This is a genomic window from Reichenbachiella sp. 5M10, assembly GCF_002742335.1.
Lineage (GTDB): Bacteria > Bacteroidota > Bacteroidia > Cytophagales > Cyclobacteriaceae > Reichenbachiella.
The window spans coordinates 3,661,548-3,676,699 of sequence record NZ_MDGR01000007.1; the positions used below are offsets into that span (position 1 = coordinate 3,661,548).

15 protein-coding genes are annotated in these 15,152 nt (G+C 43.8%); 9 read left to right on the plus strand and 6 right to left on the minus strand.

Translation table 11 applies throughout. The annotated features are described in order from the left end of the window. Position 1 precedes the first annotated feature (1 nt). Positions 2-790 (minus strand): porin family protein, encoded by a 789-nt coding sequence (locus BFP72_RS14705; RefSeq protein ID WP_099599860.1) that lies wholly within the window; start codon positions 788-790, stop codon positions 2-4. Beyond that, the gene (gene ubiE, locus BFP72_RS14710) at positions 739-1,461 is read right to left on the minus strand and encodes a bifunctional demethylmenaquinone methyltransferase/2-methoxy-6-polyprenyl-1,4-benzoquinol methylase UbiE (RefSeq protein WP_099599861.1); all 723 of its coding nucleotides are present in this window, start codon (positions 1,459-1,461) and stop codon (positions 739-741) included. The genes BFP72_RS14705 and ubiE overlap by 52 nt, the downstream gene beginning before the upstream one ends. Positions 1,462-1,590: 129 nt before the next feature. On the opposite strand from ubiE, the gene yihA reads away from it, so the two are divergent. Genes yihA through BFP72_RS14725 form a run of 3 tightly spaced genes read left to right on the plus strand, consistent with a single transcriptional unit; the run spans position 1,591 to position 2,967 of the window. Next, complete coding sequence (yihA, locus tag BFP72_RS14715) at positions 1,591-2,187, plus strand: ribosome biogenesis GTP-binding protein YihA/YsxC (protein WP_099599862.1); 597 nt, start codon at positions 1,591-1,593, stop codon at positions 2,185-2,187. A 39-nt stretch (positions 2,188-2,226) separates the two neighbouring features. After that, positions 2,227-2,652 carry a DUF5606 domain-containing protein gene (locus BFP72_RS14720; protein WP_099599863.1) on the plus strand — a complete coding sequence of 142 codons (426 nt, stop codon included), beginning with the start codon at positions 2,227-2,229 and terminating at the stop codon, positions 2,650-2,652. Next, entirely contained in the window at positions 2,653-2,967 is a 315-nt protein-coding gene (locus BFP72_RS14725; RefSeq protein ID WP_099599864.1) for a hypothetical protein, read from the plus strand. Here BFP72_RS14725 and fbp read toward each other — a convergent pair. Next, the gene (fbp, locus tag BFP72_RS14730; RefSeq protein ID WP_099599865.1) at positions 2,962-3,951 is read right to left on the minus strand and encodes a class 1 fructose-bisphosphatase; all 990 of its coding nucleotides are present in this window, start codon (positions 3,949-3,951) and stop codon (positions 2,962-2,964) included. The genes BFP72_RS14725 and fbp overlap by 6 nt on opposite strands. Before the next feature lie 298 nt (positions 3,952-4,249). Between fbp and BFP72_RS14735 the strand changes: the two genes are divergently transcribed. Then, complete coding sequence (locus tag BFP72_RS14735) at positions 4,250-5,542, plus strand: aspartate kinase (protein WP_099599866.1); 1,293 nt, start codon at positions 4,250-4,252, stop codon at positions 5,540-5,542. A gap of 117 nt (positions 5,543-5,659) precedes the next feature. Here the strand turns inward: BFP72_RS14735 and BFP72_RS14740 are convergent, their stop codons facing one another. Together BFP72_RS14740 and BFP72_RS14745 are read right to left on the minus strand one after the other, a co-directional pair. Continuing rightward, positions 5,660-6,118 carry a low molecular weight protein-tyrosine-phosphatase gene (locus BFP72_RS14740; protein ID WP_099599867.1) on the minus strand — a complete coding sequence of 153 codons (459 nt, stop codon included), beginning with the start codon at positions 6,116-6,118 and terminating at the stop codon, positions 5,660-5,662. Between the two features lie 626 nt (positions 6,119-6,744). Then, positions 6,745-7,803: a DUF6588 family protein gene (locus tag BFP72_RS14745; RefSeq protein ID WP_099599868.1), complete on the minus strand. Its 1,059-nt coding sequence runs from the start codon at positions 7,801-7,803 to the stop codon at positions 6,745-6,747. Between the two features lie 212 nt (positions 7,804-8,015). Between BFP72_RS14745 and BFP72_RS14750 the strand changes: the two genes are divergently transcribed. Both BFP72_RS14750 and rsgA read left to right on the plus strand, forming a co-directional pair. After that, complete coding sequence (locus BFP72_RS14750) at positions 8,016-8,645, plus strand: peroxiredoxin (RefSeq protein WP_099599869.1); 630 nt, start codon at positions 8,016-8,018, stop codon at positions 8,643-8,645. A 68-nt stretch (positions 8,646-8,713) separates the two neighbouring features. Next, positions 8,714-9,637 (plus strand): ribosome small subunit-dependent GTPase A, encoded by a 924-nt coding sequence (gene rsgA, locus BFP72_RS14755; protein ID WP_099599870.1) that lies wholly within the window; start codon positions 8,714-8,716, stop codon positions 9,635-9,637. Between the two features lie 2 nt (positions 9,638-9,639). On the opposite strand, the gene BFP72_RS14760 is transcribed toward rsgA, so the two are convergent. Continuing rightward, complete coding sequence (locus tag BFP72_RS14760; RefSeq protein WP_099599871.1) at positions 9,640-10,575, minus strand: glycosyltransferase; 936 nt, start codon at positions 10,573-10,575, stop codon at positions 9,640-9,642. A gap of 116 nt (positions 10,576-10,691) precedes the next feature. On the opposite strand from BFP72_RS14760, the gene BFP72_RS14765 reads away from it, so the two are divergent. The 3 genes from BFP72_RS14765 to BFP72_RS14775 all read left to right on the plus strand — a co-directional run bounded on the left by BFP72_RS14765 (position 10,692) and on the right by BFP72_RS14775 (position 14,987). After that, positions 10,692-11,054, plus strand: a complete 363-nt coding sequence (locus BFP72_RS14765) for a hypothetical protein (RefSeq protein WP_099599872.1) — start codon at positions 10,692-10,694, stop codon at positions 11,052-11,054. A 95-nt stretch (positions 11,055-11,149) separates the two neighbouring features. Continuing rightward, on the plus strand, positions 11,150-14,146 hold the full coding sequence (gene secDF / locus BFP72_RS14770) for a protein translocase subunit SecDF (protein ID WP_099599873.1): 2,997 nt from the start codon (positions 11,150-11,152) through the stop codon (positions 14,144-14,146). A 67-nt stretch (positions 14,147-14,213) separates the two neighbouring features. Then, positions 14,214-14,987: a Rossmann-like and DUF2520 domain-containing protein gene (locus BFP72_RS14775; protein WP_099599874.1), complete on the plus strand. Its 774-nt coding sequence runs from the start codon at positions 14,214-14,216 to the stop codon at positions 14,985-14,987. Positions 14,988-15,152 lie beyond the last annotated feature (165 nt).

Here is a 15,152-nt window from a genome sequence, read left to right on the forward strand (position 1 = left end):
CTTAGTGCCTTTTTTGCTTACCCCCTTTGCGTCTAAACGTAGAAGGACCTCCCTCAAACGTAATATAAAACGCTAAAGTATGGATAGTCAGGCGCTTCATGGGCGCATTGAAGTCGTTGGTTGCCGAATCTCCATCTAGTACATTGACTAGTCCAAACGAATACCTAAGTTCTGGTGAAAACTTAAACAAAGGCTGGTACAGATCCATCCCCACGCCAATATCAAGAGACAAGTTATATCCCTTCGTTTGCAGTCTTTCTATCGAATTGTCTTTATCCTTTGAGCTCGTCGCTTTGATCGCCGGATTGACCCCTCCCAAAAAATACATCCTTCGATTTCTACGTCGGACCGACTTGTACTTGAGCAAAATAGGAAACTCCACATAAGTCGGATCCTGTATATCACTGACACTCGTCCCATCCGAATACCTGTATTCTAATTCCAGCTGGTTGAATGCCACCGTAGGACTAAACCGAATATCCAATGTCTCCATCAAATGATAGTCAACGACAAATCCAATCTTGAAACCTGGATTGCTCGGTGGCACGACCGAATGCAAAGTATCATAACTAGGCGTCACGAAAGCATCGACATACTGGGACTGATAAGCGGAAGTATGCATGCCTAGCATAAACCCAAAATGCCAACGTTGCTCATCAAAATTGGGCAAATTAACGGAATTGATCTGAGCCTGCGACACATTGGGGATTACCCCCCAAAATACCACCAAAGCGAAGACTACTTTATAGCTGTGTAAATAGAGCTGATGCCGAAAGTAAGTGGAATACATTTAGTTTGTTTAAATCCTAATTTGTCCAAAATCCCTGTAAACTCCTTCCCAAAAGGAAACTCCTGAACGGATTCTGGCAAGTAAGTATACGCAGAATTATCTTTTGATACCAATTTGCCAATCATGGGCAAAACAGCCTTAGAGTAGAAACTGTAGAGCTGTTTCATAGGAAATGCTGTAGGGTTCGAGAATTCAAGAATCACCACCATACCGCCATCCTTTAGCACTCTACGCATGTCTGCAAGCCCTTTTTCCAAATCTTGAAAATTGCGTACACCAAAAGCAACGACTACTGCATCAAAGGTATTGTCCTCAAACAACAACTGCTCAGAATCCCCCATAGACATTTCGATGCGATCGTCATAGCCAAGACGTTTCATCTTTTCTCTACCCATCTCTAGCATACCTTCAGAGATGTCCACGCCAGTGATTCGCTCTGGGTTCAATGTCAATGCTTCGATCGCTAGATCGCCCGTTCCTGTTGCTACATCCAAGATCAATTTGGGCTGATGTGCTTTGAGTTGGCGAATCGCCTTCTTTCTCCAAAGAATGTCTATTCCCATACTCAAGAAGTGATTCAAAAAATCATAGCGCTTGCTGATACTGTTAAACATCTCCGCGACTTGCTCCTTTTTACTGCCCTCTTTGTCTTTATAAGGTAATACTGTCAATTTCCTACTGTTTTATGGACTGCAATATTAAGCAGTTAGCCCTTGAATCTTTCCGAAAAAAATGGAAATATAATGACATAAAGGTGCGCATATCCACAATTATCCATTTAAGCACATAATTTTGCAGCTATGAAAATCAAATCAGCAGAGTTCGTCATCAGCAATACCGACATCACCAAGTGCCCAGTCACCAAAGAGCCAGAGTACGCATTTATCGGACGATCCAATGTCGGCAAGTCCTCTCTCATCAATATGCTGACAGACCGCACCAAACTTGCAAAAACCTCAGGAAAACCGGGCAAGACTCAGCTGATCAACCATTTTCACATCAACAAAGAGTGGTACTTGGTTGATTTGCCAGGCTATGGCTGGGCACAGGTCAGCAAAAAACTCAAAGAAGAGTGGGAGATCATGATTCGCAAATACCTCCGCGAAAGAACCAACCTAATCAATATTTTCATTCTGATAGATTCTCGTATCCCTCCCCAAAAAATCGACTTGGACTTCATCCAATGGGTAGGAGAGAACGGGCTACCGTTCTCGATCATATTTACCAAAGCAGACAAAACTGGCAACCGAAAAATTCTTTCCAACATAGAAACCTTCAAAAACACACTCAGACAAAATTGGGATGAGTTGCCTCCGATGTTTGTATCCTCATCTGCACAAAAGCATGGGCAACAGGAAATATTGGAATACATCGATCAAATCAATAGTACCCTATAAAACATTATATTAGTTTTGCCCCCCATAAATAATTAGCACATGGATTTTAACGAAATAGCAACAGTATCAGGCAAGGGAGGTCTATTCACCGTAGTAGCTCCTACTAGAGGAGGCGTCATCCTCGAAACAATGGATGACCAAAAGAAAAAAATGATCGTCAACATGAACTCCAAGGTATCCATACTCGGCGAGATTTCGATCTATACGACCGATGCTGAAGGGTCCTCTCCTCTTGGAGATGTCATGAAAAAAATTCATGCAGAATTTGACGGAGACACTGGCCTCACAAGCAATTCTGACCCTGAAGAACTCAAAGCATTCCTCAAACACGTCCTCCCAGAGTACGACGAAGAAAGAGTCTATGTATCTGACATCAAAAAAGTAGTCACTTGGTACAACCTCTTGAGCGCGACACAACCGCAACTCTTTGAAGAGGCCAAAGAAGATTCTAAAACAGAAGAATAATTGGAAAAGAAAGTTCGACAGTGTATCCCCCTGCTACTCGCTCACTTCCAACTACCGGATGAGGAGCTTGTACTCCAAGAGGACACCCTCGACGAACTCGAAAGGAAACTTTCGTCCATCATAGGATACCTGCTCACTCATGATCTAGATCGGCTCATGAGTGCCTTTTACAAAATCGATTTGAGCGAGCAGGTATTTAAGAAAATAATCAGTGAAGCTCCCCCCGAAGAAATCAATAGTTTGTTAGCCAAAGAAGTCATTCAAAGAGAGCAGCAGAAACTCGTCACACGAGAAAAATACCGGGATTTCCTATAGGAAGCTCATTACTTTTTTGACCATTTCCTTGGACCCTATGAACAACTGAGAACGCTGATGCAACTCCAGTGGATCCAATTCCATGATTCGACGTTCGCCATCGGTGGCCATACCACCAGACTGCTCCGCAATGAAGGCCAAAGCGTTGCACTCATAAACCAACCGTAGCTTCCCATTGAGAGACTTGTCCGTCCGCGGATAGATATACACCCCTCCTTTGAACATATTTCTATGAAAGTCGGAAACCAATGAGCCGATGTATCGCGCAGAGTAGCGCTGCTCTTTGCAATACTCGATATAGTTCCTCACGCCAGGTTCAAAACTGTAATAGGAGCCTTCATTGACAGAGTAGATGGTCCCTGTCTCCGGAGACTTGATGTTGTCGTGCGACAATACGAACTCCCCCAACGAAGGTTCATGTGTAAAACCATTGACACCATGCCCTGTAGTATAGACCATCATAGTCGACGAACCATAGAGGATGTAACCAGCCGCCACCTGCTTATCTCCGTTTTGCAACACGTCTTCTTTGGTTACGTGCTCTCCTATGGGAGATATCCTGCGATATATTGAAAATATCGTCCCAATGGAAACATTCACATCGATATTGGATGACCCATCAAGAGGATCCATTGCCACGACATAGTTGCTATTTTTGTTGATCTCTACGATTTCATCGTCCTCTTCAGACACAATGGCACAAACCTGTCCCCCGTTGCGCAAGGCACGGATAAAACGTACGTTTGCGATCACGTCCAACTTCTGTTGAGCCTCTCCTTGGACATTGGTAGTACCAATTGCTCCTGTGATATCCAACAGGCCAGATTTATTGATTTCGAGATTAATTATTTTGCCCGCGAGTGCAATATCTCGCAGCAGCTGACTGAGCTCCCCAGTAGCAAAAGGAAACTCGGACTGCTTGGCGTTGATGAATCGATCCAGGGTAGTCCCTATACTCGATCCAATGAGCGTTTCTTTATTCATAAATAGTTTGTTTGGGTAGGGCAAATATATGGCTTTCACCTCCTTAAAAATCCTCCTCAGCAGGTAAAATCAATGAATTCAAGAACAAAAGTTTTCTATATTCAAAGTTGCCCTCTAACTTTGCGCACCCGTTTGGTATGTCAACCATCGTGCATTTTTTCTATATGGTCATAGATGCCCAAACGAATAAACAGCATAATCTCTGTATCGTAAGATGAAGGGAGTGACCGTACAAACATGATATGACAGCAGTAAGCACTACTGCTCGACATGTTTCCATTAAAATCAAAATAGACGAATGAAAGTATTCAAATTTGGAGGAGCGTCCGTCAAGGATGCAGAATCGGTAAAAAATGTTGCCGAGGTGATCAAAATGTTTTGTGACGAAGAATTGGTAATCGTCGTATCTGCCATGGGCAAGACGACCAACCACTTGGAGGAGTTGGTACAGTTGTACGTCGACAAACAAGACTGGAAAATCAAACTAGACTGGATCAAAAACTTCCACTTAGACATCTCTCATGGGCTATTTGATGAGAAACACGAGATCTACGAACGCATCGAATCGATCTTTGATGGAATCGCCGAATACCTTGAGGGTGCTGAGGGCAAAAGGTATGCAGAAATATACAGTGAAATGGTAAGCCAAGGAGAGCTCCTCTCTACACGTATCATCCGACACTATCTCAACGAAAACGTCAAGAAAACCACTTGGTTGGACGCACGCGAATACATCAAAACTGATTTCAACTTCACCGACTCTCGTGTGGATTGGGAAATCACCAAACGAAACATCAGCAGCAAAATACCGAGCTTCACCAAAGACGGCTTGGTCATCTCACAAGGATTCATCGGTTCCAACAGTGAAGGAAAAACCACTACGCTCGGCCGTGAGGGGTCGGATTTTAGTGCGGCAATTTTCGCTACGGGCTTACAAGCAGAATCCGTGACCGTATGGAAAGACGTCCCGGGTGTCATGACTGCCGACCCACGCAAAATGCCCGAAGCGATGGTCATCCCTGAGCTCAAGTACACTGACGCAGCAGAAATGACCTACTACGGGGCATCCATTATTCACCCTCGTACCATCAAACCTCTGGCTCAAAACAAAATCAAATTATATGTGAGACCTTTCACCGCTCCCGAAAACATCGGCACGGTAATCGGCAAGGGACACGCTGAAAAACATCCCGCATCTTTCATCGTAAAGACCAAACAAGTATTTATTGAATTTGGCGTCACGGATTTCACATTCATCAACGAGAAGAAGCTCAGTCTGTTATTCAATGCTCTCGATCAACTCAATATCAAAATCAACTTGATGCAAAACTCGGCAGTTAGTTTTGCGATATGCATCGACAAGAAATTTGACAAAGTAGAAAAACTCATCGAACGACTGAAAGGTGATTTTGAAATAGAAATGCGTGAAAACCTTGAGCTCTTGACTGTGATTGGATACGATGATCTAGCGTTGAGTCAGATCTACCATAGATCCGATGTGATTTTGGAACAAAAAACCAAAAAAGTCTATCACCTCCTTTATGTGCCTGAAAAAATCCACAAGGAACTCAGTGCGCAAAAAAAGAACTAAAACTAAAGAGATTCCTCTGCATAGGATGCATCTCTGACAAGCGCAACAAGAAAACCACATGATTAAAGCGGGTGGAGACATTTCCTTTCTACCCGCTTTTTTTCGATCCATTGTGTACTACGTTTGGCTCGACTGGATGTGCGCGACAAGGTGATCCATAGACCTAGATATCATCTCGTAGATCAGCACAAAGCCATCGTCCCCACCATAATAAGGATCTGGCACATCCATTTCTCCATTTCCCTCTGGATCAAACTCCCGGAGCATATACAGATTCTCTACCTCTCCTGGTGCAATTGCTTTCATGCTTTGGTAATTGCTATGATCCATCGCTATGACATAGTCAAATGTCTCAAAATCCTGCGCGCGAAACTGTCGAGCCTTATGCTGTATCGGCACCCCATTGGACTGTGCCACCTGTATTGACCGAGGATCAGGCTGCTCTCCCACATGATACGCTGCTGTCCCTGCCGAATCGGCTTGTATCTCTAATGACCGAGTGTGATGATTAAAAATTGCCTCAGCCAATGGTGACCGACAAATATTTCCCAAGCATACAAATAATACTTTCTTCATAATATTCCATCTCTATACAGGGCCTAGACTCAGCCCTCATCCATTTCAAATTTGTCACAAAGCATCTTTATCTATATTTTCATAGAATTCATCGAATTCAATTCGTCTTCGTCTTATTATTCGATAGTTTTGAAACGAAAACATTAAATAAATCAATGTCGAGGAAAGCCAAATCAGAACTTTCGTTCATACTTAAGATATCCCTCCTGTTCATCATACTTTTTGCCTGCAAATTAACTAAAACGGATAGAGTCGTTGCAGGCGAGCAAGCGTCTGCACACCCCCAAGATTCAGTTCTAATCACCCAACCCAGGCACTAAAACAGCCTTACCCCCTCCCAGGACGTGATTCACGCCCTCTCTAAAACTTTTTTACTTTTTTTTCATTTATCGGGTTACCTTTTATTTAGTTGTCGTATATAACAGTACATAACACAAATTTTATTCATACACCTGTTTAACATTTTTATCAAAAATGAAAAAGCCCCGAAGAAGTTCGGGGCTTTTGCGTTGACAAGACCTAAACATGTATGTGGAGACGTGCCCCTAGCCGCTCCGCACAATTTCTCCGATACAAAAAAAGCATCTCTTTCGAGATGCTTTTTCATTTGTCGTTGTTAGGATAGTTTATCTTATTGTGAAGCCTATACCGGCTGTCAACGTATTGTATCTCTGGAATGTATAATCCGTATGGATCGTAATGACCGCCAACTGCAATCTCAGACCTAATGTACCTCTCCATCCACTACTCAAGTACTCCTCATCAATAGGGTCCGTCAATGTGATTGTTGCGCCAGTATTTTCATCCTCCAAATAGTAATCACCTAACACTCTAAGGTTGGTGTTGGTATTGTTGTACCCAAACCCACCATACGCTGTGATGACAGAAAACTTCTTAGACACCAAAAGCTGATAGGTCCACGAGTTGATATCAAATTCACCTCTTTGATCCACTCCGTCCATCACATCTCCATTGTTATACAACCCTGACTTTCCGTAGATTCTGTTGTAGCCTACGAGCACCGCCATGTCTACTGGGATATGTTTGATGGCCGGAATCCATTGTTTGAAATCGTGCATCAATCCCAAACCAAACATTCCAACACTAGATTTGTTGCCATAATCATCCTCACCGTTGATGGTCGGCATCCATCGCACCTTCAAATCCGTGCTTTTGATCAACCCTACACCTAACTGAACCATCGGGGTTGGGACCATGCCATTGTACTTATCATCAAGATCAAGCCCTTCTGGGGTCTCAAAATCAGAATTGATTGTTACACCATCTTGAGTGTAGCTTGTTCTGATATTGGTAGTTGTCTTGTCTCCAAAAAGGGTCGAGGTTGTAGGAAAATTAGGATCAACCAAAGTTACATTTTGATAATCAGTCTCTACAATATCAAAAAACAGATCGTTATCTGGAGCAAAAGCAACGTTCATCGTGACCGTCAAATCAAAGCCTAGAGGTTTGTGTGCCTTGGCCGTATTGTACCATCCATTGGCCACCCCATACCCTACCCCTGTAAAAAGAGGATTGAGATAATCTCCCATAAACACACTGGCATCTTCTGATCCCGCCTTCAAAAAGGCCGTCATATCTGCCAAATCCTGCGCTTGAGTGGTCGATAGACTCAGCATAGATGCAGCGAGTGCAGCACAAACTTTATTGGTAAAATTCAATTTCATAATTTCAAATTTTGGTTTTGCGGGATAAAAATAGACCGATTTGGACTAATCTCATAGCAAATCATATTTTACTCGATCGATGAGCTCCTATTTTAGATCAATAAAAAATCTATGTCGACATAAAGAAAATTTATTTGTAATGGAAAGTATTGGTGGCTCCACGAGGTAGATTTGCTGTATCAAAAAATTAAAACACTTTTAACAGATTAATTATGTCATTAGTAGGAAAAAAAGCCCCATTATTCAACGCACCAGCAGTAATCGATGGAGAAGAAATAGTTGAGTCATTTTCATTGGATCAGTATATCGGCAAAAAAGACGTCGTATTCTTTTTCTACCCAAAGGATTTCACGTTTGTATGTCCAACTGAAATCTTGGCTTTCCAAGAGAAATTGGCTGAATTCGAAAAAAGAGGTGTAGCTGTAGTAGGTGCATCAACAGATACAGAAGAGTCTCATCTTGCATGGTTGTCTACTCCAAAGGACAAAGGCGGAATCGAAGGCGTGACTTACCCAATCGTAGCAGACACAAGCAAAACAATCGCTAGCAACTACGGCGTATTGGCAGGTGACTGGGATTACGACGAAGAAGGCAATTTGTCATTCACTGGACTTCCAATAGCGTTTAGAGGCACTTTCTTGATCGACAAAGAAGGGACAGTAAGACAAGAAACGATCAACGATCTCCCACTGGGTAGAAACATCGACGAAATGATCAGATTGGTAGATGCACTACACCACGTAGAAAAACACGGTGAAGTATGTCCTGCTAACTGGGAAGAAGGAAAAGACGCAATGCAAGCAACCAAAGACGGTGTAGCAGACTACTTGTCTAAGCACTAAAAAGAAGAAATAAGACAAGATTCCTAACCGTCTCAATATTATTGGGGCGGTTTTCTTATTTTTGGGCCGTGCTAGGAATCGTCAGTAAATCAATGGGGCTTTGGTATCAGGTAGAAACGACCGATGGCCAAATGCATAATTGCCGCCTCAAGGGGAAATTTAAGTTGGAAAACAAAAAAATATCCAACCCCGTGGCTGTCGGAGACAAGGTAGAACTACTCAAGGATCAAGGAGACGCCAACGCCATGATCATCTCCAAAATACTCCCTCGCGAAAACTACATCATACGTGTGTCTCCCAAAAAGAAAGGGCACAGTCACATCATCGCTTCCAATCTTGACCAAGCCATCATCGTGGCAACTGTAGGCACTCCCAAAACATCCCTTGGCTTCATCGATCGGTTCCTAGTCACTGCAGAGGCTTTTCGCATCCCTGCCACCATACTCATGAACAAGATCGATCTGCTCGACAAGGAAGAGCTCGCTAAGCTCCGTGAAAAAATGACGGAGTATGAAGCACTGGGCTACCAAGTACGCTATACCTCTGCCTTAATCAAGAAAGACATAGATGGACTAAAAGAATTTCTCAGCGGAAAAACATCCTTATTCACAGGACACTCTGGAGTAGGCAAATCAACAATTGTCAACTCGCTCGCTCCCGAAGCAGATCAAAAAACTTCTGAAATCTCTGAATTTGCCAATAAAGGCGTACACACCACGACCTTTGCCGAACGATTCAAGCTCGATACGGATACTTATATCATAGACACCCCAGGTATCAAAGAACTCGGTCTCGCCGAAATCGAAAAAGAAGAACTCAGTCACTATTTTCCCGAATTGCGCGAACTAATGGGACAATGCAAATTCAGCAATTGCACACACACCCACGAACCCGGCTGTGCCATCGAATCTGCATACGAAGACGGGCGCATCTCTCAGTCTCGCTACGACAGTTATCTTAGCATGTTGATGGGAGATGACAACAGGAGGTAAATTCAGTACTTGAAGCGATGAATCAAACGCCTCACAATGCTTAAATCCCAACCCCAATTCAAATAACTAATCACTCGGTACAGCCAAGTGTTTCCTCTCAGGGTTTTCATCAAAGCCATCAATTGTGCTACCTCTTCTCTATGCCCCATCAAAAAAGCATGCCTCACCTCATATTGTATCCTCCTCACCAAGGCCTGATCCTCCTCAGGAGAGATATTCATCGCGGCAATTTTATAACAAATACGCACTGTCGACTGTAGCTGTCGGTCACCTGGCTGATAGAGCCCCGACGAATGTGAATATTTCAACCTTCTGATCCGTGTCAACATATCTGGCTGGTAGGCATACTCCCAGTGACGAGCCGAACGAACCCAAAAATCGAAATCCTCATAAGCCAAGGATTCATCATATCCTCCCAGTTCATCTAACACATCTTTGCGCATCATCATGGTAGGAGGTGGGATAAAATACGTGTCAATTAGCCGCTCATAGACCTCTCCATTGTAGGGTTCATGTTTTCCATCCGCAAAATGATAAGAGAGAAGCTCCCCTCGCTCATCAATATACTCTGCCTCCGAATACACCACACCCACTCGGTCCGACACACGGTCCCAAAAAGCGACCTGCTCACTCACACGCTTTGACAGCATCACATCGTCACATGCCAAATCAATCACATATTGACCACTAGCCAGTGCCAGCCCTCGATTAAAGGCCGTCGTATTGCCCACGTTCTCTTTCAACGCCAAAAAAGGAACTTCAGGATAATCTTTTAAGAAAGTTTGAATTACCTCAGCACTACCATCGGTACTGGCATCATCCACTACGATCACTTCCAAATCCGAATAGTCCTGCCCCATCACCGAATCCAACGATTCTCTGACAAAAAGCGCCTGATTATAACACAGGCAAATCACCGACACTTTAGGCTTCTGCATTCGTCAAAAATAAGCATTGACAAGAACACTACCCTCCCTCACACATTTTGTTTACACAACGTTTTTCCCCCTTATACTTTCAATGTTTTGGACTTTTGCCTACTTTCGTGACCCAAATGAAACTTAGGAAAGACATATCCAAGCGAAACGCATTCATTCTGATCTTAGGAATGATCATAGGCATGGCCCTCATCGGCCAACCTATCGCCAAGCACTATGTCGACGATTTGAGCTACTGTCAGGTAGATTCAGAAGACGAAACTACGGATCAAGAGGGTTCTCAAGAAAAGCTATCCATACTAGAGGCAGTGACCCCTGCGGCGCAATTTCAGGTCATCACGACCTACTATCACTTGCTCCATACACCCGTAGTATTCGTAGGTGAGATCAAACATACGAGCATAGATTTTATCGAAAAGTTACCGCAAAAATTGCAAAAAGTGCTTTTCAATTTCATCATTGCCACCAACGCACCTTAAGGCCTCCGTCCTATACGCACTCCCGCCTCCTCACACAGGCAATCACACTCAGCAAGATTTTATCAAACAATAATTTTATATAACATCATATACTAATGAAAAATAAAGGAGGAGTAGTATTACTCACAGTAGTGGTCTCTTTGCTTTGCATCTATTATCTATCGTTCACGTTTGTCGCACAGCGTGTCAACGAGGAAGCAACTGCAGCAGCCACTGTTGACAACACGACAGATTATGCCAAGAAGCAGCAATACCTAGACTCTATCTGGAAAGAGCCGGTTTACAACTTGTTTGGCGTGGATTTCACGTATCAAGAAATCAAAGAAACAGAACTCAACCTTGGGCTTGACCTAAGAGGAGGTATGCACGTAACCCTAGAGGTCTCACCGATTGAAATCGTCAAAGGAATCAGTGGCAACAGCCCAGATCCAGACTTTTTGAAAGCTTTGGCTACAGCCAAAGAGAAAATCAAAGGAACACAATTGGACTTTGTCACAGAATTCTATTCTTCATTCAAAGAATTGGCTCCAGACAAAAGCCTAGCAAGTGTGTTTGCTACCGCTGCAAACCGTGGCAGAATCAGCCTCAGTACGACTGATGAAGAAGTACTAGCTTTGATCAACGAAGAAGTAGATGGAGCAATCGAAAGATCTTTCAACATCTTGAGAACGAGAATTGACAGGTTCGGTACGTCACAACCCAATATCCAAAGACTACAAGGTACGGGTAGAATCCAAATCGAACTACCTGGTGTAGACAACCCAAACCGAGTAAGAAAACTCTTGCAAGGCGTGGCGAAGCTCGAGTTCTGGGAAGTATACGAAATCAATGAAATCATCCCTACGCTTCAGGCAATGAACGACGTAGCTGTGAGAGATCAGCAAGCTCAACTTTCTGAACTAGTAGAAGAAGGTGATAAAGCAGAAGCCGAGACAGAAAACATCGACGACCTATTAGGCGATGATTCGGCAGACGCTTTGGACTCAGCCAGTGGTGATGATCTCGCCTCTCAGCTTGAAAGCGACAGCACTGCATTAGACTCAGCAGCCTTGGATGCACAAGTTTCTCCTTTGTTTAGCCTCTTACAGGCACAATACGGGTTGATCTACAACCTGAGAGACACTGCCAAAATCAATCGCGTGTTGCAAAACGAAGACGTGATGAAAAGAATTCCAAACACGACAAAGTTCATGTGGGCAGTGAAGCCTGTCAAATCTCAAGACGCATTGAGCCAAGACGAATTCATCGAGCTCTATGCCATCAAATCCAGCAAAGGAGGAAAGGCTCCATTGACAGGTGAAGTAATCATCGACGCGAGACAAGAGCTCGATCAGAGATCTGCACCATCTATCGGTATGAACATGAACGCAACAGGCGCCAAAGAATGGAAGCGACTGACTGCAGCTAACATCAACAGAAGAATCGCAATCGTACTCGATGGCTATGTCTACTCTGCACCTAACGTACAAGGTGAAATCCCTAACGGGAGTTCGCAAATCACAGGGAACTTTACACTAGAAGAGGCAAAAGATCTTGCCAATATCCTCAAGGCTGGTAGCCTACCTGCTCCTACGACCATTGTCGAAGATGTAGTGATCGGACCGACTTTGGGTAAAGTAGCGCAGCAACAAGGTGTCATTTCTATTTTGGCAGGTCTAGGTATCGTGATCATCTTTATGATCGCTTACTACTCCAAAGGAGGATTGGTAGCCAACCTCGCCTTGTTCTTCAATGTCTTTTTCATCCTAGGAATCTTAGCTCAACTCAGTGCGGCATTGACTCTACCAGGTATCGCAGGTATCGTCTTGACCATTGGTATGTCTATTGATGCCAACGTACTGATTTTCGAAAGAATCAAAGAAGAAATCAAGAATGGATCCGGCATCAAGCAAGCGGTAGCTTCTGGTTACAAGAAAGCCTACTCTTCGATTGTAGATGCCAACGTGACTACTTTGCTGGTAGGTATCATATTGTATGTATTGGGACAAGGGCCTATCAAAGGATTTGCCATCACCTTGATCATAGGTATCGTATGTTCATTCTTCTCAGCGGTATTCATCACTAGAGTGATCACCGAGTGGATGACCAAAAAAGGAGACCAAAGCAAAATCTCATTTGCGACTCCATTCTCCAAAAATTTCTTGACAAATTTGAATGTAGATTTCATCTCGAAGAGAAAAATGGCCTACATCTTCTCCGGCACAGTGATCGCTATCGGTATGATCGCCATGGTCACCAAAGGTCTGACCTACGGAGTAGACTTCACGGGCGGTAGATCCTATGTGGTTTCTTTTGAGCAACCAGTAGTTCCTTCTCAATTGAAGACAGCGCTATCGAATAGTTTTGACAAGCAAGGTGTAGAAGTAAAGACTTTTGGAGCAAATAACATCCTGAAAATCACAACCAGTTACCTCATCAATGATGAGTCAGATGCGGCAGATATCAAAGTAAAAGATGCTTTGGTGGCAGGCGTTAGTGAATTCACAGGTTTGACCTACGTGCAAGATGACACGAAAGCTGGCGAAGGTCAGTTCACAATCGCAAGTTCATCCAAAGTAGGAGCGACCATAGCAGACGACATCAAAAATGCATCTTTCGAATCTGTACTGTTTGCTTTGATCATGATCTTCCTCTACATCTTGGTAAGGTTTAGAAAATGGCAATTTGGACTCGGCGCGATCATCGCACTCTTCCACGATACGCTGTTCGTGCTTTCAGCATTCGCTATTGCCAATGTCATCGGCATCTCATTCGAAGTAGATCAAGTATTCATCGCAGCAATGCTGACCATCATCGGGTATTCAATCAACGATACAGTAGTCGTATTTGACCGTGTCAGAGAAAATCTCGATATGAAACAGGGTTCTGATTTGAAACCGGTATTCAACGAGGCTTTGAACAGCACCATCAGCCGTACCATGATCACCTCACTGACGACTTTGATTGTAGTAGTGATCCTGTTCTTGTTTGGCGGAGCAGTCTTGAAAGGCTTCTCGTTTGCTTTAATCATAGGTATATTAATAGGTACTTATTCGTCTATATTCATTGCTACTCCGGTAGTGATTGACTTCAATAGCAAGAAAAAGAAATAAGGGGATACCCTGACAAACATTCGAGCCTCTGGTCTATGATCAGAGGCTTTTTTTATACTTTTATCCCATGAAGGTCACGCTAATCGGCACAGGAAAAGTCGCCCAGAGTCTCGCACATGCATTACACAGTCAACAACTCCTCTATGGGGTACACGGCAGAGACATCCTCCAAACCAAACGAATCCTACAAGATCTACCAGGTGCCAAGACATTGGACAACCTTGATTTTGCGAAGAACCCCTCAACGGTATATCTACTGGCAGTCAGTGACCGAGCAATCGAGATAGTAGCACAGCAGTTTGATTGGCCTCAAGCAGCCATTGTAGCACATACTTCAGGCACCACAGACCTGGCCGCCCTTGACTCTTGCCCTAGAGGCGGGGTTTTTTATCCTTTGCAGAGCTTTGCCCAAGACTCAAAGATAGACTGGGCTCAAACTCCGCTACTTATTGAAGGAGGCGACTCAGCTACCGAAGAGACCCTACTCCAACTCGCTCAGCAGCTCAGCTCCAAGGCCCAGCAAGCGGACCGTGAGACACGACAGCTGTTGCACGTGGCAGCAGTATTCGCTAGCAATTTCACCAACCGTATGCTCTACGCAGCGGGAGAAATTCTCTCCGAGAGCAAACTAGACCTCCAAGTACTCGAATCACTTGTCTCTCAATCGGTACGCAATGTTTTCATTCATGGTCCTCAAGAAGCACTAACAGGTCCCGCACAACGGGACGACCAAAGCACAATCCAACACCACTTGAAGCTACTCGCTCAAAACCCCTCATTACAACTACTGTATCAGCGACTTACAGACTATATTGAATACTCCAAGCCGCAAAAAAGGTAACCACTCCCACAGTCACACACTACCAGTTTTCCCGCCTGCACTAGGTATTTCTCTTAGTTGTCAAGACACCCTCAACCTACAAATAGGCTTAAAACAAGCATAAATAGCACTATATCTACATATACTCAGAATCAAAACCATAGCTTGCTGATTTTCTTAATTGTA

Coding starts and splice junctions, on each gene's coding strand:
- BFP72_RS14705 (WP_099599860.1), bottom strand. CDS start 790: ATGTATTCCACTTACTTTCGGCATCAGCTCTATTTACACAGCTATAAA.
- yihA (WP_099599862.1), top strand. CDS start 1,591: ATGAAAATCAAATCAGCAGAGTTCGTCATCAGCAATACCGACATCACC.
- BFP72_RS14720 (WP_099599863.1), top strand. CDS start 2,227: ATGGATTTTAACGAAATAGCAACAGTATCAGGCAAGGGAGGTCTATTC.
- fbp (WP_099599865.1), bottom strand. CDS start 3,951: ATGAATAAAGAAACGCTCATTGGATCGAGTATAGGGACTACCCTGGAT.
- BFP72_RS14735 (WP_099599866.1), top strand. CDS start 4,250: ATGAAAGTATTCAAATTTGGAGGAGCGTCCGTCAAGGATGCAGAATCG.
- BFP72_RS14740 (WP_099599867.1), bottom strand. CDS start 6,118: ATGAAGAAAGTATTATTTGTATGCTTGGGAAATATTTGTCGGTCACCA.
- BFP72_RS14745 (WP_099599868.1), bottom strand. CDS start 7,803: ATGAAATTGAATTTTACCAATAAAGTTTGTGCTGCACTCGCTGCATCT.
- BFP72_RS14750 (WP_099599869.1), top strand. CDS start 8,016: ATGTCATTAGTAGGAAAAAAAGCCCCATTATTCAACGCACCAGCAGTA.
- BFP72_RS14760 (WP_099599871.1), bottom strand. CDS start 10,575: ATGCAGAAGCCTAAAGTGTCGGTGATTTGCCTGTGTTATAATCAGGCG.
- BFP72_RS14765 (WP_099599872.1), top strand. CDS start 10,692: ATGAAACTTAGGAAAGACATATCCAAGCGAAACGCATTCATTCTGATC.
- secDF (WP_099599873.1), top strand. CDS start 11,150: ATGAAAAATAAAGGAGGAGTAGTATTACTCACAGTAGTGGTCTCTTTG.
- BFP72_RS14775 (WP_099599874.1), top strand. CDS start 14,214: ATGAAGGTCACGCTAATCGGCACAGGAAAAGTCGCCCAGAGTCTCGCA.